The organism is Micromonospora sp. Utrum1 (assembly GCF_057197805.1).
Genome location: NZ_CM170071.1, coordinates 1,075,226 through 1,093,902, shown reverse-complemented (window position 1 = coordinate 1,093,902; position 18,677 = coordinate 1,075,226). Strand labels below are relative to the sequence as shown.

20 protein-coding genes and 1 pseudogene are annotated in these 18,677 nt (G+C 73.5%); 5 read left to right on the top strand and 16 right to left on the bottom strand.

Annotated features, from left to right (window positions below; translation table 11 throughout):
- Positions 1–15: 15 nt before the first annotated feature.
- The 4 genes from AC0OLQ_RS05515 to AC0OLQ_RS05500 form a co-directional block, all read right to left on the bottom strand.
- On the bottom strand, positions 16–729 hold the full coding sequence (locus AC0OLQ_RS05515; RefSeq protein ID WP_484532280.1) for a uracil-DNA glycosylase: 714 nt from the start codon (positions 727–729) through the stop codon (positions 16–18).
- 19 nt (positions 730–748) lie between these two features.
- Positions 749–1,435, bottom strand: a complete 687-nt coding sequence (locus tag AC0OLQ_RS05510) for a dienelactone hydrolase family protein (protein WP_484530435.1) — start codon at positions 1,433–1,435, stop codon at positions 749–751.
- 245 nt (positions 1,436–1,680) lie between these two features.
- On the bottom strand, positions 1,681–2,676 hold the full coding sequence (locus tag AC0OLQ_RS05505; protein ID WP_484530434.1) for an HAAS signaling domain-containing protein: 996 nt from the start codon (positions 2,674–2,676) through the stop codon (positions 1,681–1,683).
- A complete protein-coding gene (locus tag AC0OLQ_RS05500) occupies positions 2,673–3,005 on the bottom strand; it encodes a PadR family transcriptional regulator (RefSeq protein ID WP_357335263.1) in 333 nt (110 codons plus the stop codon). The genes AC0OLQ_RS05505 and AC0OLQ_RS05500 overlap by 4 nt, the downstream gene beginning before the upstream one ends.
- Before the next feature lie 66 nt (positions 3,006–3,071).
- On the opposite strand from AC0OLQ_RS05500, the gene AC0OLQ_RS05495 reads away from it, so the two are divergent.
- Positions 3,072–3,701: a LysE family translocator gene (locus AC0OLQ_RS05495; RefSeq protein ID WP_484530433.1), complete on the top strand. Its 630-nt coding sequence runs from the start codon at positions 3,072–3,074 to the stop codon at positions 3,699–3,701.
- Positions 3,702–3,709: 8 nt separating this feature from the next.
- Here AC0OLQ_RS05495 and AC0OLQ_RS05490 read toward each other — a convergent pair whose 3' ends face one another.
- Positions 3,710–4,060 (bottom strand): VOC family protein, encoded by a 351-nt coding sequence (locus AC0OLQ_RS05490; protein WP_484530432.1) that lies wholly within the window; start codon positions 4,058–4,060, stop codon positions 3,710–3,712.
- 100 nt (positions 4,061–4,160) lie between these two features.
- Here AC0OLQ_RS05490 and AC0OLQ_RS05485 point away from each other — a divergent pair.
- A pseudogene (locus AC0OLQ_RS05485) lies at positions 4,161–4,524 on the top strand (type II toxin-antitoxin system RelE/ParE family toxin).
- Positions 4,521–4,838, top strand: coding sequence for a helix-turn-helix domain-containing protein (locus AC0OLQ_RS05480; RefSeq protein ID WP_484530431.1), 318 nt, complete (start codon positions 4,521–4,523; stop codon positions 4,836–4,838). Before AC0OLQ_RS05485 ends, AC0OLQ_RS05480 begins: the two are co-directional and overlap by 4 nt.
- 28 nt (positions 4,839–4,866) lie before the next feature.
- Here the strand turns inward: AC0OLQ_RS05480 and AC0OLQ_RS05475 are convergent, their stop codons facing one another.
- From AC0OLQ_RS05475 to eno, 7 genes are all read right to left on the bottom strand, one after another.
- Positions 4,867–5,130: a hypothetical protein gene (locus tag AC0OLQ_RS05475; protein WP_357335255.1), complete on the bottom strand. Its 264-nt coding sequence runs from the start codon at positions 5,128–5,130 to the stop codon at positions 4,867–4,869.
- Positions 5,131–5,141: 11 nt separating this feature from the next.
- Positions 5,142–6,071, bottom strand: a complete 930-nt coding sequence (locus tag AC0OLQ_RS05470) for a Ppx/GppA phosphatase family protein (RefSeq protein WP_484532279.1) — start codon at positions 6,069–6,071, stop codon at positions 5,142–5,144.
- A 160-nt stretch (positions 6,072–6,231) separates the two neighbouring features.
- Positions 6,232–6,399 (bottom strand): helix-turn-helix domain-containing protein, encoded by a 168-nt coding sequence (locus AC0OLQ_RS05465; RefSeq protein ID WP_484530430.1) that lies wholly within the window; start codon positions 6,397–6,399, stop codon positions 6,232–6,234.
- Between the two features lie 164 nt (positions 6,400–6,563).
- Positions 6,564–7,076 (bottom strand): amino-acid N-acetyltransferase, encoded by a 513-nt coding sequence (locus tag AC0OLQ_RS05460; RefSeq protein ID WP_357335250.1) that lies wholly within the window; start codon positions 7,074–7,076, stop codon positions 6,564–6,566.
- A gap of 1 nt (position 7,077) precedes the next feature.
- Positions 7,078–7,635: a DUF501 domain-containing protein gene (locus AC0OLQ_RS05455; RefSeq protein ID WP_484530429.1), complete on the bottom strand. Its 558-nt coding sequence runs from the start codon at positions 7,633–7,635 to the stop codon at positions 7,078–7,080.
- A complete protein-coding gene (locus AC0OLQ_RS05450; RefSeq protein WP_484532278.1) occupies positions 7,632–8,294 on the bottom strand; it encodes an FtsB family cell division protein in 663 nt (220 codons plus the stop codon). The genes AC0OLQ_RS05455 and AC0OLQ_RS05450 overlap by 4 nt, the downstream gene beginning before the upstream one ends.
- 29 nt (positions 8,295–8,323) lie before the next feature.
- A complete protein-coding gene (gene eno, locus AC0OLQ_RS05445) occupies positions 8,324–9,607 on the bottom strand; it encodes a phosphopyruvate hydratase (protein WP_357335246.1) in 1,284 nt (427 codons plus the stop codon).
- Between the two features lie 253 nt (positions 9,608–9,860).
- Between eno and AC0OLQ_RS05440 the strand changes: the two genes are divergently transcribed.
- Together AC0OLQ_RS05440 and AC0OLQ_RS05435 are read left to right on the top strand one after the other, a co-directional pair.
- A complete protein-coding gene (locus AC0OLQ_RS05440; RefSeq protein ID WP_484530428.1) occupies positions 9,861–10,553 on the top strand; it encodes a hypothetical protein in 693 nt (230 codons plus the stop codon).
- Positions 10,550–11,386 (top strand): NAD(+) diphosphatase, encoded by an 837-nt coding sequence (locus AC0OLQ_RS05435; RefSeq protein WP_484530427.1) that lies wholly within the window; start codon positions 10,550–10,552, stop codon positions 11,384–11,386. Before AC0OLQ_RS05440 ends, AC0OLQ_RS05435 begins: the two co-directional genes overlap by 4 nt.
- Positions 11,387–11,388: 2 nt before the next feature.
- Here AC0OLQ_RS05435 and AC0OLQ_RS05430 read toward each other — a convergent pair whose 3' ends face one another.
- The 4 genes from AC0OLQ_RS05430 to mfd form a co-directional block, all read right to left on the bottom strand.
- A complete protein-coding gene (locus AC0OLQ_RS05430; RefSeq protein ID WP_484530426.1) occupies positions 11,389–13,008 on the bottom strand; it encodes a DUF885 domain-containing protein in 1,620 nt (539 codons plus the stop codon).
- Between the two features lie 65 nt (positions 13,009–13,073).
- Positions 13,074–14,051 carry a nucleoside triphosphate pyrophosphohydrolase gene (locus AC0OLQ_RS05425; RefSeq protein ID WP_484530425.1) on the bottom strand — a complete coding sequence of 326 codons (978 nt, stop codon included), beginning with the start codon at positions 14,049–14,051 and terminating at the stop codon, positions 13,074–13,076.
- A 2-nt stretch (positions 14,052–14,053) separates the two neighbouring features.
- A complete protein-coding gene (locus AC0OLQ_RS05420; RefSeq protein WP_484530424.1) occupies positions 14,054–14,806 on the bottom strand; it encodes a hypothetical protein in 753 nt (250 codons plus the stop codon).
- Between the two features lie 95 nt (positions 14,807–14,901).
- Positions 14,902–18,558, bottom strand: coding sequence for a transcription-repair coupling factor (gene mfd, locus AC0OLQ_RS05415; RefSeq protein ID WP_484530423.1), 3,657 nt, complete (start codon positions 18,556–18,558; stop codon positions 14,902–14,904).
- Positions 18,559–18,677: the final 119 nt, after the last annotated feature.

Here is an 18,677-nt window from a genome sequence, read left to right as displayed (position 1 = left end):
CGCCCCACGCATTCGTCAGTCCACCCCGGCCAGGTCCTTCGCCCGGGCGAACACGTCGTCCAACATCGCTGGTGTCAGCCGCCCGGTGAAGGTGTTCTGCTGGCTGACGTGGTAGCAGCCGAGCAGCGCCGGTGCGGACGTGCCGGACCAGTGTGCCCCATGGCCGAAGGCCGGGCGCGGCGTGGGCGGGCGCTGTCCGTACACGTGGCGGAGCACCGGCCACCACGCGGCCCAGGCGAACGCCCCCAGGGCGACCACGACGCGCAGGGTGGGCCGGATCAGCGCGACCTCGCGGTGCAGCCACGGCGCGCAGGTGTCCCGCTCGGCCGGGGTGGGCTTGTTGTCTGGCGGCGCGCAGCGCACGGCGGCGAAGATGCGGGTGTGCTGCAGGGCGAGGCCGTCGTCGGCGGACACGCTGGTCGGCTGGTTGGCCAGCCCGGCCCGGTGCAGCGCGGCGAAGAGCACGTCACCGGAGCGGTCCCCGGTGAAGATCCGGCCGGTGCGGTTGCCGCCGTGCGCGGCGGGTGCCAGGCCGAGGATGCCGATCCGCGCGTCGGGCGGGCCGAAGCCGGGGACCGGCCGTCCCCAGTAGTCCTGGTCGCGGAAGGCCGCCCGCTTGACCCGGGCCACCTCCTCACGCCAGACGACCAGCCGGGGGCAGGCGAAGCAGTTGCTCACGGCGCCGTCGAGGTCGGCCAGGTCGGTCGCCCGCGCGGCGCGGGCGACCACCTCGGCGGGGGTACGCGGCTCAGCCAAGCTTGGCCCGGAACAGTTCCAGCGTGCGGGCCCAGGCGGTGGCAGCGGCGCGCTGGTCGAAGTGCTCCGGCCGGTCCTCGTTGAAGAACGCGTGCGCGGTGCCCGGGTAGTCGTAGGTCTGGCAGGTGCCGCCGGCCGTCTCGATGGCCCGGCGTACGCCCTGCACCCCGTCGGCGGCGGAGAGGCCGTCCGCCTCGGAGCAGTGGATGAGCGCCGCCTTGCCCGCGTAGTCGGCCCAGTCGGTGCGCATGCCATCCCAGGGCAGGCGCGGGTAGAAGCCGGCGGTGGCGACGATCCGCTCGGAGAACGTGCCGGACCAGAGCGCCAGGCTGGCACCGGCGCAGAACCCGGCGCAGCCCACCTTGCCGGCGACCTCGGGCCGGCTGACGAGGTATTCGGCGGCGGCCGCGATGTCGCTCGCCGCCTCGTCCATCTGAGTGCTGTTCAACATCTGCCGGGGCTCACTCGGCTTGCTCGCCGGGCCGCCGTGCCGGAAGTCGGGCGCCAGGGCGACGAAGCCGGCCTCCGCGAAGCGGTCCACCACCGCTCGGACGTGGGGCACGAGGCCCCACCAGTCCTGGATGACGATGACCGCCGGGCTGGCCGCACCGCCGGAGGGTATCGCGAGATACCCCTCGCTCGTCCCCCCGTTGCCGGTGAAGCTCACCATCTCGCCCATGGTCACGTCCTCCTAGCGGTCAGTCATCGTTGGCTGGTCGCACAGTGGGTGTTACGTGCGGGTAGCGTGCCACGCGCTCACCGGCCCGGGGAAGACGAAAGAACAGTGGCCTTCACCTCCCGTTCGCCACCTGGACCGGACGGCGCAGGTAGCCGGCGGACGCGATGCCCTCCGGGGCCTGGTCCTCCACTCTGGACATGGCGAGGGGCGCCCACCGGTCGGCGGGCGCCCCTCGGGGGTCGGCTTCAGCGGGTCGGGGTCGGCGCCGGCGTGCCCGTGCCGGGCGCGGCCGACGGAGTCAGGGTCGGTGCGGGGCCGGCGCTCCCGGTCGGCTCGGGGGTGGCGCTCGCGCCGGGCACGGGCGGGGCAGTCAGCGTCGGCGCGGCCGGGGCCGGCGGCCCGAAGGGTGCCCGGTCGGGGCAGTACGGGTAGGCGTTGCGCGGCGCGGGCATGTTGCCGCTCGCGTCCAGGCAGGTCGGCCAGCCCAGCCGGATCGGCACGCCGTTCTGGTCGAAGAGCTGGGCGTTGCGGATCAGTCGCCCCTCCTGGTCGTAGACGAAGACGTCCTCGATCCGGTCGTACCGGTCGCCGACCGCAACCTCCTGGTAGCTGCCGAACTGGTCGGAGCTGGCGTGCTGGTCGACGTTGACCAGCAGCGCGAAGGAGAAGATCAGGAACGCCGCGGTGCCCAGGCGCAGCATCCGCCGCGGCCAGCCCCGGAGGCCGGGTGCGCGCCGGCCCAGCCAGACCGAGGCGAGGACCGTGCCGGCCAGCAGGAACAGGCCGGCCAGCACGCTGCCGTCGAGCCGCGGGAGCAACCCGGACGGTTCCTGGAGCACGACGGAGATCACCAGCGCCGCGAGCCAGCCGCGCAGCAGCCACCAGGCCGGGCGCAGCGGGCGGAGGAACTCGCTCACCGAGGACTGCCCGAGCAGCGGGCCCAGCTGGGTGTCGAGGGCGCGCAACTGGGCGCCGGCGCGCGCCTGGGCGGCGGCCAGTCGCCGAACCCGGCGCCCCGAGCCGGTTCCCGCCCCGGCGCCGGCGGCGGCCCGCAGCTCGGCCGCGTACGCCTCGGGCGCGCCGAGCCGGTCGACCAGCGCGCCGTCGGCCTCGGCGGCCACCTCGGCGAGGTGTTCCGGCAGGTCCTCGGTCAACTCGTCGCGGACGGTGGGCGGCAGGTCGGCCAGGGCCGCCCGCACCCGCTCGACGTAGTCCGCGATCTCCTGCCCAGTGACGGTCATGCCGCCATCCCCCGATCGTCGAGCAGTGCGTCCATGGTGGTGGCAAAGGAGCGCCAGGTCTTGCCGGAGCGGGTGAGCTGGTCCCGGCCGGCGACGTTGAGTGAGTAGTACTTGCGGTGCGGGCCGGACTCGCTCGGCACCACGTAGGTGGTCAGCAGGCCGGCGGCGAAGAGCCGGCGCAGCGTGCCGTAGACCGAGGCGTCGCCGACCTCCTCCAGGCCGGCCTCGCGCAGCCGGCGGAGAATGTCGTAACCGTAGCCGTCCTCGTCCTTGAGCACGGCGAGAACGGCGAGGTCGAGCACGCCCTTGAGGAGCTGCGTCGTATCCACGCTCCGACACACTAGTGTGGATTGCGTAGTACTGTCAAGCGCATGGTAGCTGCGTAGGCTCGGGGCATGTCGTGGAGCAGCTACGCGTCGTTCCTGGTCTTCGCCACCGTGCTGATCCTCATCCCGGGGCCCGACTTCGCCGTGGTCACCCGCAACACGCTGGCCGCCGGCCGGCGCCGCGGCAGGTGGAGCGCGATCGGCGTGACCGCCTCGAACGCGGTGCAGGGGGTGACCGCCGCCGCCGGGCTCGGCGCGCTCATCGTCCGCTCCCAGCCGCTGTTCGAGGCGATCCGCTGGGCCGGTGTGGCGTACCTGGCGTACCTCGGGGTGCAGGCCTGGCGGTCGGCCTGGCGTGGCGACTACCCGCCGCTGGCCGGCGACGCCACCGCCGCGCCCGGGCAGGCGCTGGCCGGGTTCCGGCAGGGCTTCCTGTCCAACGTCACCAACCCGAAGGTGCTGGCGTTCTACCTGGCCGTGCTGCCGCAGTTCGTCGGCGACGCGGCGCCGATCGGGATGCTGCTCACCTTCGCGCTGAGCCACGCCGTGCTCGGCCTCGCGTACCTGCTGGTGCTGGTCGCGGCGCTGGACCGGGCCCGGGACCTGCTGTCCCGGCGGCGGGTGCGGCGCTGGCTGGACGGGCTGACCGGGGTGGCGCTGCTCGGCTTCGGCGCCCGCCTCGCCACCGAACGCAGCTGACCCGCCGATTACTCGTGGTGCTGCGTCACGTTGACGACCGTGCCGCTCGGGTCGCGGACGAAGAACCGGCGCAGCCCCCACGGCTCGTCGGTCAGCGGATAGACGATCTCGGCTCCGGCCGCGACGCACCGGGCGTGCACGTCGTCGACGTCGTCCACCTCGATCGACACGTCGGGGTGCACGCCCGCCTTGACGTCCAGCTTCATCACGGAGAGCTGGACCTCACGGACGGCGCCGCCGAAGAACAGGATCCAGTCGAGCCCGTGACCGCCGTCGAGCCCGATCAGGTCCCGGTAGAAACGGCTGCTGGCCTCGAAGTCGTCGGAGAGGATGTTCGGCTTGATCCGCCTGACCGCCACCCACCGACCCTAAGCGCCCGACTACGCCGAGACGAGACCCGGGCCGACGCGCCGCACCTCAAGCGGGACCGGGGGTATACCGATCGCTATACTCGTCCTCATGGTGGCTGGCGAGTGGGGACGTCTACCTCGTCGACGAGGTACGGCAATGGATCGGAACACTCGACGGCAACACCTACGCGCGGGTCGTGCAGGCAATCGATCTCCTGGCGGAGCACGGCCCCGGTCTCGGGCGACCGCTGGTCGACACCATCCACGGCTCGGCGATGGCCAACTTGAAGGAACTGGCCCCGGGCAGCGTACGTATTCTCTTTGCGTTCGACCCGTGGCGTTCGAGCATCCTCTTGGTGGCCGGCGACAAGTCGGGCCAGTGGAAGACGTGGTACCGGGAGGCCGTTCCGCTTGCAGAACACCGCTATGAGCTCTACCTGAAGGACCGGGCACGACAGGAGGGGGAAGCATGAGCGACTACTCGCGGTGGCAGGACATCCGGGCCGAGCACGTCGCACGTGCCGGCGGTGAAGAGGTCGTCGAGGCGGGCAAGCAGGAGTTCCTCGCCGAGGTCATCGGCCATCGGCTCGCTGAGGTACGCCGCGCCCGTGGGCTGACCCAGCAGCAGGTGGCGGACCGGATGGGCGTCACGAAGGGGCGGGTCTCCCAGATCGAACAGGGCAAGATCTCTGGCCAGGAGGTGGTGGCCCGCTTCGCCGCCGCTCTGGGCGGCCGGCTCCACCAGGCCATCTACTTCGACGACGGGGACATCGCGGCCATCGCCTGAGCTGCCAGTGAGGGTCGGTCTCCGACAGTCAGGAGCGCGGAAGGCCCCGATACGCGTCCAGCCAGGCCCAGTCACCTGGGCAGCTGACCAACTCGGCGAGGCAGCGGTCGAGGGCGTCCGGCAAGGTTCTCGTGTCGACGCGGATCACGTGCCGACCACCGAGTCCCGGTCCGGAGAGCAGCATCGTCCACGGTCGGCCGTTGAACTGCGCCATCCGTTCCCGGTCGACGCGAATCATGACGTCGATCTGCCGCCGCCCCAACTCGTCCATGAGCAGCTCGACATCGATCACGCCACGCCGCCTCAGGCCAGCGACCAGGCGATGCCATCCAGAATGTCGTGTTCGGAGGCGACCACCGAGGGCATCCCGGCGCGCTCCATGATGACCCGGAGCACCAGCGCGCCCGCGCCGATCACGTCGGCCCGGCCGGGGTGCATCACCGGAATGGTCAGCCGCTGCTCGCGCGTCTTGCCCAGCAGGTCGGCGGTGACCTCGGCGACCTGGCCGTACGACACCCGGGCGTGGTGAATGCGCGCCGGGTCGTACTCCTGGAGCCCCTGGGCGATGGCGACCACGGTGGTGACCGACCCGGCGAGCCCGACCAGGGTGGCGGCCTCGCGGCCGGGCACCGCCGTCAGCGCCCGGTCCACGGCGACCGCGATGTCGGCCTGCGCGGCGGCGATCTCGTCCAGGCCGGGCGGGTCGCCGTGCAGGTGGCGCTCCGTCATCCGGACGCAGCCGATGTCCATCGAGATGGCCGCCTGGACGCCGCCCTCGCGGGTGCCGACCACGAACTCGGTCGAACCGCCGCCGATGTCGACCACCAGGTACGGCGGTTCGGCGTCGGCGGGCAGGCCGCGGACCGCGCCGGTGAAGGAGAGCCGGGCCTCCTCGTCGCCGGTGAGCACCTCCGGCGCCACGCCGAGGGTCTGCTCGACCATGGCCCGGAAGTCGGCGGCGTTCGAGGCGTCGCGGGAGGCGGAGGTGGCGCACATCCGGATCCGCTCGGCGCCCAGCTTTTCGATCTCCGCGGCGTAGTCGGCGAGCGCGACGCGGGTGCGCTCGATCGCCTCGGGCGCCAGCCGGCCGGTCTTGTCGACGCCCTGGCCCAGCCGGACGATCTCCATCCGGCGGCTCCGGTCGACCAGCGGCGCCTGCGGCCCGGCGGACGGGTCGGGCAGGTCGGCGACCAGCAGTCGGATCGAGTTGGTCCCGCAGTCGATGGCGGCCACGCGAGTCGTCACGGCTGCCACCCTACGGCAGCCCGGCCGGCCGCTCGGCGATGTGGCGGTGTCCCGCCGGTTGATCCACTCCACCTCGCGGGAGGTGGGGGCATCAAGGGCGGGCGGATACCGCCAGATCGGCGACCTCGAGTCGATCAACCGAGCCGGCTCAGTCGTCGGCCGCAGGGCGGCCGAGGAGGTGGGCGCCGAGCGGGGTCAGGCGGTGGCGGACGGCGCCGCCGTCGCGCTCGGTGGTGACCAGGCCGGCGGCCCGCAGCGCGGTGGCGTGCTCGGAGGCCGAGGAGAGGCTGATCGCGACGCCCCGGGCGAGCGCCATGGTGGTGTGCGGGCCCGGCCCGGACGGTGTGGAGCCTCCCCGAGATGGGCCACTGCTGGCCGAGCGTCAGGTCGGAAGAGCTCGCCGCCCCGAACGCCGGTGTCACGGCCACCGACCTGATCCTGGAGTTCTTCGCGGCCCATCCGAGACGCACGTGAGGCGGATCAGAGGCGCAGCAGCATCCGGCTGTTGCCGAGGGTGTTGGGCTTGACCCGCTCCAGGTCGAGGAACTCCGCGACGCCCTCGTCGTAGGAGCGGAGCAGCTGCTCGTAGACCGGCTGCGGCACCGGCGCGCCGTCGATCTCGCGGAACCCGAACGAGCCGAAGAACCCGGTCTCGAAGGTGAGCACGAAGATCCGGGCGACGCCCAGCTCGCGGGCCGCGTCGATCAGCTCGCCGACGATCCGGTGCCCGATCTTGTGCCCCCGGCAGGACGGGTCGACCGCCACCGTGCGGATCTCGGCGAGGTCCTCCCACATCACGTGCAGCGCGCCGCAGCCGACCACCGTGCCGTCGGGCGTCACCGCCACCCGGAACTCCTGCACGTCCTCGTAGAGGGTGACGGTGGCCTTGCTGAGCAGCCGCCGGTCGTCGGTGTAGGTGTCCACCAGCCGCCGGATGCCGCGCACGTCGCCGGTGCGGGCGCGGCGGACCACGATCTCGTCGGCGGCGCTCATCTCATTCCGCCGCGGGCACGTCCACGCAGGGGCCGGTGGCCCACCACTTCTCCACCAGGGCGAGGGTCTCGTCGCCGAACGGGTTGACCCCCGGCCCGGCGCCCAGCGCGTGCCCCAGGTGCACGTGCAGGCACTTGACCCGCCCCGGCATGCCGCCGGCCGAGATGCCGGCGATCTCCGGCACCTGGCCGATCGCCTCCCGGCGGGCCAGGTAGTCCTCGTGGGCGGCCCGGTAGCGGTCGGCCAGCTCCGGGTCCTCGGCGAGCCGTTCGGCCATCTCCTTCATCAGCCCGGCGGACTCCAGCCGGCTGCACGCCGCGGTGGCCCGCGGGCAGGTCAGGTAGAACAGCGTCGGGAAGGGCGTGCCGTCGGCCAGCCGGGGCGTCGTCTCCACCACGTCGGGCAGGCCACACGGGCACCGGTGGGCCACCGCCCGGGTGCCGCGGGGCGGGCGTCCGAGCTGCGCGGCCACCGCGGCCAGGTCGGCCTCGGTGGCCGGCTGGCGCTCCGGCGGGGGTACGGATTCCGCCGCCGGATGCAGCGGTGGTACGACGCTCACGGTGCCTCTCTCGCTCTGGTGCTCACTTGTCGGGGGCGCTCGGCGTTGGCCGCCTGCACGCTCGACCACAGGGTGTCGTACCAGGGGTCGGGTGGTTTCGGCGCCCCCGGCTTGGCACCCTTGCCGGCGTCCTCGGCGGCCCCCTCCGGGTCGTAGAGCACCACCAGCGGGGTCTCGCCCGGCCGGCCCATGAAGAACCGCTCCCGGGCCTGCGTCTCGATGTACGCCGGGTCGTGCCACTTCTCCGCCTCGGCGGTCAGGTCTTCGATCAGCTTGCGCTGGTCGGCCTGGGACGCCTCCATCCGCTCGATGTCGGCCTGCTGGTCAAGGTAGACCCGGACCGGATAGGTGTACGCCAGGGCGAGCGCGATCAGCACCGCGAACAGCACGGTGGCGCGCCCGGTGAAGCGCCGGGGTTGGGGTGCGGTGAGCCGCTTGACCGTGCCACCGGCCGCGGTACGCCGGGCCGCCGCGGGACGGCTCGCGGAGCGTACCCCCTCGCTGGCGCGGGTGGCGCCGGGCGACCGGCCGGCGGTGCGCGGCTCGGCGCGGACGCCGGCGTCGCGGACCGACGATCGGACCCGGCCCGCGCCCGGCCGGCCGGCCTGACCCGGCCGACGGGCGGGCCGCTGGCCACCCGGTGTGCGGCGCTGCTGCATCGTCACACCCCTCCCCCGGAGCTCACGGCTCAGGCCGAACGGTAGCGCGGGAACGCGCCGGCACCGGCGTAGCGCGCCGCGTCGGCCAGCTCCTCCTCGATCCGCAGGAGCTGGTTGTACTTCGCGACCCGGTCGGAGCGGGCCGGGGCGCCGGTCTTGATCTGGCCGCAGCCGGTGGCGACCGCCAGGTCGGCGATGGTGGTGTCCTCGGTCTCGCCGGAGCGGTGGCTCATCATGCACTTGAAGCCGGCCCGGTGGGCCAGGTCCACCGCGTCCAGGGTCTCGGTGAGCGAGCCGATCTGGTTGACCTTCACCAGCACCGCGTTGGCGGCCTTCTCGGTGATGCCCCGGGCGATGCGCTGCGGGTTGGTGACGAACAGGTCGTCGCCGACGATCTGGATCCGGTCGCCGAGCGCCGCGGTCAGGGTGGCCCAGCCGCTCCAGTCGTCCTCGGAGAGCGGGTCCTCGATGGAGACGATCGGGTAGTCGCCGACGAGCTTGGTGTAGTAGTTGCTCATCTCCTCGGCGCTCTTCGCGCTGCCCTCGAAGGTGTAGCTGCCGTTGTCGAAGAACTCGGTGGCGGCCACGTCGAGGGCGAAGACGATGTCGGTGCCGAGCCGGTAGCCGGCCTTCTCCACGGCCTCGGCGATCAGGTCGAGCGCGGCGGCGTTGGTCGGCAGGTTCGGGGCGAAGCCGCCCTCGTCACCGAGGCCGGTCGACAGGTCCTTCTTCTTCAGCACCGACTTGAGCGCGTGGTAGACCTCGGCGCCGGAGCGGACCGCGTCCCGGAAGGTGGGCGCGCCGATCGGCGCGATCATGAACTCCTGGATGTCGACGTTCGAGTCGGCGTGCGCGCCGCCGTTGAGGATGTTCATCATCGGCACCGGGAGCAGGTGCGCGTTCGGCCCGCCCAGGTAGCGGAAGAGGCTCAGCTCGGCGCTGCCCGCGGCGGCCTTGGCCACGGCCAGCGAGACGCCGAGGATGGCGTTGGCGCCCAGCTCGGCCTTGTTGTCCGTGCCGTCGATGTCGATCATCTTCTGGTCGATCAGCCGCTGCTCGCTCGCCTCGTACCCGATGAGCTGGTCGACGATCTTGTCCTCGATGTTGGCGACGGCCTTCTCGACACCCTTGCCCAGGTAGCGGTCCTTGTCACCGTCGCGCAGCTCGATCGCCTCGAAGGCGCCGGTGGAGGCGCCGGACGGCACCGCGGCGCGGGCGATCGTGCCGTCGTCGAGCCCGACCTCGACCTCGACCGTCGGGTTGCCCCGCGAGTCCAGGATCTCCCGGGCGACGATTCCCTCGATGGTTGCCACTGAGTCGCTCCTCGTTTGTGTGTTCCGGTCCGATATGGGCCGCGACGGTGCGGCTGAGGCAGGTGTTGCACGCAGCGTATCGGTCCCCGCTTGCTCGCACGCGGGGTGGCTGCGTGCGAAGAGCCGCGCCCCCACGCGGACCGCGACCCGAATCCCGCACACGACGACGGGTGACACGGACATTCCCGGATTTCCCGGCCTCAACCGACAACGGGTTTGCGAGAGCTTGCGTCGATCGACAAGGCTGGGCACCATGCCCGCCGCCTCGACGACTCTCCGCGTGCTCGCCGCCTCGGCCATCGCGTCGCTCACGGTCACCGGCTGCCAGGCCTTCGACGACACCGGGGTCGCCCTGGCGCGGGCCGACCTGGTCAACGACCTCGCCGCCCGGATGGACCGGGCGCTGGAGCAGACCTGGGCCGCCGAATACCAGCTCGCCGGGGGGCGGACCGCCTCGATCGCGCAGACCGAGGATCCGTTGCGCTCCTCGTACACCTGGCCGGACGGCAAGATCACGGTGACCCAGGAGGCGGTGACCCGGTGCGCGAACGCGGCCGGGCGCACCTCCTGCACGGTGTCGCCGCCGGTGCTGACGGCCGGCAAACCCTCGGTGATCGTCTACGACGAGGCGCGCAAGCTCGGCCTGGTCACCCCGCCGGCGGTGATCCGGCTGCTCACCGAAGCGGCGCTGGACCCCCAGGCGAGCATCGAGCAGAGCGACACCACGCTGGCCGGGCACCACGCCACCTGCATCGACGTCACCCGGGCCGGCGACCGTTTCGACGCCTGCGTGACCACCGAGGGAGTGCTGGGCAGCTTCACCGGCGCCCTCGACGGCAAGCCGGCGGAGGTCACCCTCAACCGCTACACCGACACGGTCGAGTCGGCCGCCTTCGACGTGCCGGCCGGGGCGGGCGTGGTCGACCGCCGCTCCGCGACCTCGTGACCGGCGCGGCTGACGGCTTCCTTCCCGCCGCCGACCACGGCCGGCCGCCGAACCGGGACGACCTCGCCCTGGCGGTGGCCGGACGCAAGCTGCTGACCGGCGCCGACGGGCGGCTCCCCCGGATCGGCGACCTGCCCGCCGGGCTCGACTGGGTGCCGGTCGGCACGCTGGACGGGGTGCCGGCCTGGGCGGCCGAGACCGCCGACCCGGAGGCGCTGCCGGGCCGCTGGCGCGGCTGGCGGGGCCTCGCCGCCGCACTGCCCGCACCGCAGGCCACCCTGGCCGGGCGGGCGCTCGCGGTGGTCACCTGGCGGCGTACCCACCGGTGGTGCGGGGCGTGCCGGGCGGAACTGGTCGACGTGCCGGGCGAGACCGCGCGGCGCTGCCCGGCCTGCGGGCTGACCGGGTTCCTGCCGCTCTCCGTCGCGGTGCTGGTGGCGATCACCCGCCCCGGCCGGGCCGGTGGGCCCGACGAGCTGCTGCTGGTGCGGCACGCGTACGGGCCGACCGAGCTGTGGGCGCTGGTCGCCGGGTTCGTCGAGGCGGGCGAGTCGCTGGAGGCGGCCGCCCACCGGGAGATCGCCGAGGAGGTCGGGCTGGCCATCGGGCGACCCACCTACGTGGACAGCCAGCCCTGGGCCATGTCCGGCCCGGGCACCCTGCTCGCCGGCTTCACCGCCACGGTGACCGACCCGGCGGCCGAGCCGGTGGTCGACCCGAAGGAGCTGACCGAGGCGCGCTGGTTCCCGGTGGACGCGCTGCCGGCGGAGCTGCCGCCGGCGTACTCCATCTCACGCTGGTTGATCGACGCGGCGGCCGCCGGGCCGCGCTGAGGTCAGACGCCCAGCAGGGTCCGCAGGTGGCGGGGTGGCGGGCAGTCGTGGGCCAGCATGGCGTCGTGCCAGTCGCGCGGCGACACCCCGTCCGGCCGGGCGCGGGCGATGTCGGCCATCTCGCTGTAGCCGACGAAGTAGGTGGAGAGCTGGGTGGAGGTGAGCAACGCCCGCCGCCACTTGCCGGCCGCCTCGCCCTCCTCCTGGAAGCCGCGCCCGGTCATCAGCGCCATGGCCTCGGACTCGGGCAGGTCCTCGCAGTGCACGAGCTGGTCGAGCAGCGCGTTGATGGTCATCCGGAGCTGCATCTTGAGCTGCTGGAGCCGGACCGGCAGCCCGCCGAAGCCGAGCCCGGCCATCAGCTCCTCGGTGTGGACCGCCCAGCCCTCGATGAACACCCCGGACTCGGTGAGCGCGCGGACCCGGGTCGGGCCGGCGTAGCGGCGGGCGTGCGCGAGCTGGAGGAAGTGGCCGGGCATCGCCTCGTGCACGGTCAGGTTGCGGATCATGTGGTCGTTGTATTCGCGGTAGAACGACTCGACCCGCTGCGCCGGCCAGTCCGCCGGGGTGGGCGCGATGCAGTAGAAGGTCGGCACGTCGGCCGTCTCCAGCGGGCCGGGCGAGTCGCAGTAGGCCACCGCCACGCCCCGGGCGAACTCCGGCATCTCCTGGATCACGCACGGGTCGTCGACCAGGCTGACGAGGTCGTGGGCCCGGACGAAATCGCTCGCCTCGTCGAGCGTGACCGAGGCGAGGTCGACGATGGTGGCGTCGTCCGGGTGCTCGGCGGCGAGCAGGTCCAGCGCCCGGCGGACCGTCCCGTCGTCGGCCGGGCCGCCGATCAGCTCGACGGCCGCCGCGCGGATCTCCGCGGTGACCCGGTCGAGGTTCGCCCAGGCGCGGCGCTGGACCTCGGCGGCGCTCAGCTCGGTGTCGAGGGTGTGCCAGAGCCGCGCCTCCCAGCGGCGCTTGCCCAGCCGGGGGTCGCGCCCCGGGCCGGCGTCGGCGGCCAGGCCGATGCGCAGCCAGGCCACGAACTCCTCCAGCGCGGCGATCGCCGCGGTGGCCGCCGGCTCGACCCGGTCGTGCATCGCGGGCGCCTCGGCGAGCAGCCCGGGCACCTCGTCGCGGATCAGCGCCGCCGTGCCGGTGAACTGCCCGACCGCCGTCTCGGCGTGGATCCGCGGCATGTCGCGCAGCGTCGCGCGCGCGGTCGCCAGGGCGTCGGGTACGGCCGCCAGCCGCCCGGCGAGATGGGTCAGCCGCTCCTCGACCGGCGCGTACGGCCGGGCCATGAGGGCGTGCAGCAGCGGACCGGGGTTGTGCCGCAGCGGGTCCCACTCGTGGCTGCGGATCTCGGTCGCCTCGAACAGCCCGCGGTCGACCAGGCTGCTGAGCAGCGCGTGGTCGACCCGTTCCTCGACGTCGAGCGAGTCGGGGTCGATCTCGGAGAGCGCGTCGGCCGCGTCCTTCAGCATCGCCTGGTCGGCGGCGAGGGCGTCGGCCGAGAGGTCAGGCAGCCGGTCGTCGTACCGGTGGTCCCCGGCCGAGGTGGCCAGCCCGGGCCGGCTCTCCAGCAACGCCTCCACGATCCGCTCGGCGAGCGGTACGAACGACTCCATGCCGTCGACCTTACCGATCTCCGCCGACGTTCCCGGTGCCGCCGACCAGGGCACCGGCCGTCCGGTCAGCCGGCGGCGCGTTCGGCGGCGCGGACGGCGTCGGCGTAGGCGAGGGTGGCGCGGCGGAGGGCGGCCTCCGGGTCGATGCCGGCCTGCCGGGCCGCGGCGACCGTGGCGAGCAGGCCCGCGCCGAGCCGCGCCTCAGGATCGACCTGGGATTCCGCCAGGGGCGGGGGGACCGCCAGTCCGATGCGGCCGGCCCGGTCCAGGATCTTCGCGGCCAGGGCGAGCGCCGGCTGGCTCAACGCGATGCCGTCCAGCACCGACTCGCGGGTCTTCTCGGCCCGCTTGATCCGCTCCCAGTTCGCCTCGATCTCCTCGATCGACCCGGCCTGCTCACCCGAGAAGACGTGCGGGTTGCGGCGGACCATCTTGTCGACCAGGCCGCCGGCCACGTCGTCGACCGTCCAGCGCTTCCCCTCCGGCAGGTCCTCGGCCAGCCGGGCGTGCAGCAGCACCTGGAGCAGAACGTCGCCCAACTCCTCGCGCAGCGCGTCGGTGTCGTCGGCGCTGATCGCGTCGTACGCCTCGTAGCACTCCTCGAGCAGGAAGCCGGCCAGGCTGCGGTGGGTCTGCGCCCGCTTCCACGGATCGCCGCCCGGCGAGGCCAGCCGGTCCATCACCTCGATCGCGTCGAGCAGCCGGGCCCCCGGCGGGTCCCAGGAGCCGTACATCAGCTCCAGCTCGGCGAGGCCGGGCTGGCGGGCCAGCCGCAGCCCCAGCTCGCGGGCGAGCGCCTCGTCGCCGGCCGGGCCGGCCAGCCAGACCGCGCTGCCGTGCGCGGCCGCCGCGTCGAGCAAGGCCTGCGTGGCGCCCTCGGTCACGACCGTGACCTCGGCGCCCGTCGACCGGACCGCCGTGGCCAGCTCGCTCTCCGCGCCGGCCAGCACCGGCGCGGTGCGTACGACGTCCCAGGCGGGCGCGGTCAGCAGGCCGGCCGGCAGCCGGGGCGAGGTGACCAGCAGGACGATGCGCGCGGTCATGCTCAGGGCGCCACCGACGCGCTGGGCTCGGCCGGCCCCGGCTCGGTCGACTCCGGCTCCGGGGTGGAGATCTCGGTGACCGCGGAGCCCGCCTCGCCCAGCGGCACGGAGACCGCCGGCACGTCACCCTTGAAGCTGAGCAGCGGGAAGAGCAGCGGGCGGTAGCGCGGGTTGACCGTGACGTCGTATCCGCCGATCGCGTCGGCGAGCACCTTGCGGGTGGCCAGCGCGGACCGGAGCTGGTCGCCGTCGAGCTGGCCGGCGGCGTCCTTGTCGCTGACGTCCGGCGGAATCGCGCCGGCGGACCGGCCCGCCGCGATCACGGTCGCCAGCTCCTCCTGGGTCGGCGCGGCCTGCTCGCCGGCCGGCACCCCGGACATGCAGGTGTAGAACTCGGCCACCCGCTGCGGGTAGACGGCGTCGGCCGGCAGGCCCGTCTGCTGGGCCACCTGCGCCGGGCTGACCTGGCCCTGCGGCTGGTAGCCCTTCTCGGTGGAGAGTTCCTTGCACACGTCGAGCAGCACCAGGGTGGCCACCACCTGGTCCCGGCCCGGCAGCAGCGCGGGGGCCTGCTCCGCGGTGGCCGGCGAGGCGGAGAGACCGCCCCGCATCTCGTCGAGGATCGAGGTGACCTGGTCCTCGGTGACCCGGTGGTCACCGACGTAGGCGGCGACCCCGGGCTCGGTACGACAACCGGTGAGGGCGACGAGGCCGACCGCCATGCTGGCGACGGCGACAAGACGGCGAGCACGCATGCCGGTCACTCTCTCACGGCCGGTACGCGGCTGTGACGCCGCCCACCTCACCGCGCCCCCGCCCCGGCCGGCTGCGCCGCGACCGGCTCGCTGTGTCACCTTCCGCTCGCCACTGCGGGGCTGGCAGAACCGGCCAGCTCCGCGGGCTCGCCGAGCACGTCCTTGAGGAGCTGCGCGCACCACTCCAGCAGCGCCTGGTCGCGCAGCGGCTCGCCGCCGACCCGGCGGGTGCTCGGCCGGGGCACGCTGACCTGGTCGAGCGCCTGCTTGTAGACCGAGTCCGGGTGGTAGCGCTTGAGGCGGAGCTGCTTCGAGTCGGGCAGGGGCAGCGGGCCGAACCGGATGTGCTTGCCCTGCATCGACACGTCGGTGAGGCCGTACCGCCGGGCCAGCAGCCGGAACCGGGCCACCGCGACCAGGTTCTGCACCGGCCCGGGCGGCTCCCCGTAGCGGTCGGTCATCTCGGCGACCACCTCGCGCAGCCGCTCCTCGTCGCGGGCCTCGGCCAGCTTGCGGTACATCTCCAGGCGCAGCCGCTCCACGCCGACGTAGTCGTGCGGCAGGTGCGCGTCGATCGGGAGATCCACCTTGACCTCGGTTTCCTCCTCCGCGTGCTCACCCTTGAACGCGGAGACCGCCTCGCCGACCATCCGGACGTAGAGGTCGAAGCCGACGCCCTCGATGTGCCCGGACTGCTCGCCGCCGAGCAGGTTGCCGGCGCCCCGGATCTCCAGGTCCTTCATGGCCACGTACATGCCGGCGCCCAGCTCGGTGTGCTGGGCGATGGTGGCCAGCCGCTCGTGCGCGTTCTCGGTGAGCGGCTTGTCGGTCGGGTAGAGGAAGTAGGCGTACGCCCGCTCCCGGCCCCGGCCCACCCGGCCGCGGATCTGGTGCAGCTGGGCCAGGCCCAGCAGGTCGGCCCGCTCCACGATGAGGGTGTTGGCGTTCGGGATGTCGATGCCGGACTCCACGATCGTGGTGCAGACCAGGACGTCGAACTCCTTCTCCCAGAAGCCGACCATCACCTTCTCGAGCGCTTCCTCACCCATCTGGCCGTGCGCCACCGCGACCCGGGCCTCGGGCACCAGCTCGCGGATCCGGCGGGCCGCCTTGTCGATCGACTCGACCCGGTTGTGCAGGTAGAAGACCTGCCCGTCGCGGAGCAGCTCGCGGTGGATCGAGGCGGCCACCTGCCGGTCGTCGTACGCCCCGACGAAGGTGAGCACCGGGTGGCGCTCCTCCGGCGGGGTGGCGATGGTGGACATCTCCCGGATGCCGGTGATCGCCATCTCCAGGGTGCGCGGGATCGGGGTGGCCGACATGGCCAGCACGTCGACCGAGGCGCGCAGCGTCTTCAGGTGCTCCTTGTGCTCGACGCCGAAGCGCTGCTCCTCGTCGATGATGACCAGCCCGAGCTGCTTGAACCGGGTGGCTGACTGGAGCAGCCGGTGGGTGCCGATGACGACGTCGACGGTGCCGTCGGCGACCATCTCCAGGGTCCGCTCGGTCTCCTTCGGCGTCTGGAACCGGGAGAGCTGCCGGATGGTGATCGGGAACTGGCTCATCCGCTCGGCGAAGGTGTTGTAGTGCTGCTGCACCAGCAGCGTGGTGGGCACCAGCACGGCCACCTGCTTGCCGTCCTGCACCGCCTTGAACGCCGCCCGGACCGCGATCTCGGTCTTGCCGTAGCCGACGTCGCCGCAGATCAGCCGGTCCATCGGGACGGTCTGCTCCATGTCCCGCTTGACCTCTTCGATGGCGGCGAGCTGGTCCGGTGTCTCCTGCCAGGGGAAGGCGTCCTCCAGCTCCCGCTGCCACGGGGTGTCCGGGCCGAACGAGTGCCCCTTGGACGCCTTGCGGGCGGCGTAGAGCTGGATCAGCTGCGCGGCGATCTCGCGGACCGCCTTGCGGGCCCGGGCCTTGGACTTCTGCCAGTCCGAGCCGCCCATCTTGTGCAGGGTGGGCTGCTCGCCGCCGACGTAGCGGGAGAGCTGGTCGAGCTGGTCGGTGGGGACGAAGAGGCGGTCGCCGGGCTGGCCGCGCTTGCTCGGCGCGTACTCGATGACCAGGTATTCCCGGCTGGCGCCGTTGACCGTGCGCTGCACCAGCTCGACGTACCGGCCGATGCCGTGCTGCTCGTGCACCACGTGGTCGCCGGCCTTCAGCTCCAGCGGGTCGATGGTGTTGCGCCGCCGGCTGGGCATCTTGCGCATGTCGCGGGTGGAGGTGCCCCGGCCGCCGGTGACGTCGTTGCCGGTGAGCAGCACGAACCGGGACGCCTCGTCGACGAAGCCGGCGGTCAGGCAGCCGCAGGAGACCAGCAGGTCGCCGGGGGTGGGCGCGGCCGGCACCTCCTCGGTGAGCCGGGCGCCGAGGCCGGCGTCGCGGAGCACCTCGACGGCGCGCTGGGCGGGGCCGTGCCCCTCGAAGACCAGCGCGATCGTCCAGCCCTCGCCGGCCCAGCGCTTGAGGTCGTCGACCACCCGGGCGGTCTCGCCGTGGTAGAGCGGGGCGGGCTGGGCGGCCAGGGTCACCGCGATGGCGTCGTCCGGGGTGACGTCCACCTCGGTGGGCTCGTCCTCCCAGGGCTGGCGCTCCGGCGCGGCCTCCGCCTCGGTCAGGCCGAACGGCGACAGCGTCCACCAGGGCTGGCGGAGGGTACGGGCGGCCGCGCGTACGTCGGCCAGGGTCTTGAAGGCGGCGGCGCCGAGGTCGACCGGGGCCTGGCCTCCGACGGCGGCCGCGGCCCAGCTGGCCTGGAGGAACTCGTCGGAGGTACGCACCAAATCGTGCGCCCGGGTGCGGATCCGCTCCGGGTCGCAGAGCAGCACGTGGGTGCCGGCCGGCATGCAGTCGATCAGCAGCTCCATCGAGTCGGCGCCGATCAGCGCCGGGGCGAGCGACTCCATCCCCTCGACCGGGATGCCCTCGGCCAGCTTGTCGAGGATCTCGGCCAGCTCGGGGTGCTCCTGCGCGAGCGCGGCGGCCCGCTTGCGCACCCCGGGGGTGAGGAGCAGCTCGCGGCACGGCGGCGCCCAGAGCTGCGGGACGCCCTCGATGGTGCGCTGGTCGGCGACGGCGAAGGTGCGGATCTCCTCCACCTCGTCGCCCCAGAACTCGACCCGGGACGGGTGCTCGTCGGTGGGCGGGAAGACGTCCAGGATGCCGCCGCGCACGGCGAACTCACCGCGCTTGGTGACCAGGTCGACCCGGGCGTACGCCATGTCGATGAGCCGGCGGGCGACCTCCTCCAGGTCCGCCTCGTCGCCGGCGGCGAGCTGCACCGGCTCCAGGTCGCCGAGCCCCTTGAGCTGCGGCTGGAGCAGCGAGCGGACGGGCGCCACGACGACTCGCAGCGGGCCGGTGCGCCCGTGCGCGTCGGCCGAGCCGGGGTGGGCCAGCCGGCGCAGCACGGCCAGCCGCCGCCCGACGGTGTCGGAGCGGGGCGAGAGCCGCTCGTGCGGCAGCGTCTCCCAGGACGGGAAGACCGCCACCTGCTCCGGGGGCAGCAGGCTGCCCAGCGCGGTGGCGAGGTCGTCGGCCTCGCGAGAGGTGGCCGTCACGGCGAGCACGGGACGGCCCGCGCCGCCGGCCGGCTCGTCGGCGGCCACCGCGGCGACGGCGAACGGGCGCAGCGCGGCGGGGGCGGTGAGGTCGAGGCCGTCGACCTGGGCAGCACCGGAGCGCGCCAGGTCACGCGCCCGGGCCAGCCCGGGGTCGGCCAGGGCGGCGGAGAAGAGGCCGGTGAGCATCTGTGATCACTTCCAGGAGGTCGGCGCACGGCGACGACCCCGCGTCCGGTGCGGACGGGGGGTGGCACCGTTCGAGACTATCCCGCTGCGCGGACATTCCGGGCCGCAGCCGGGGCGCG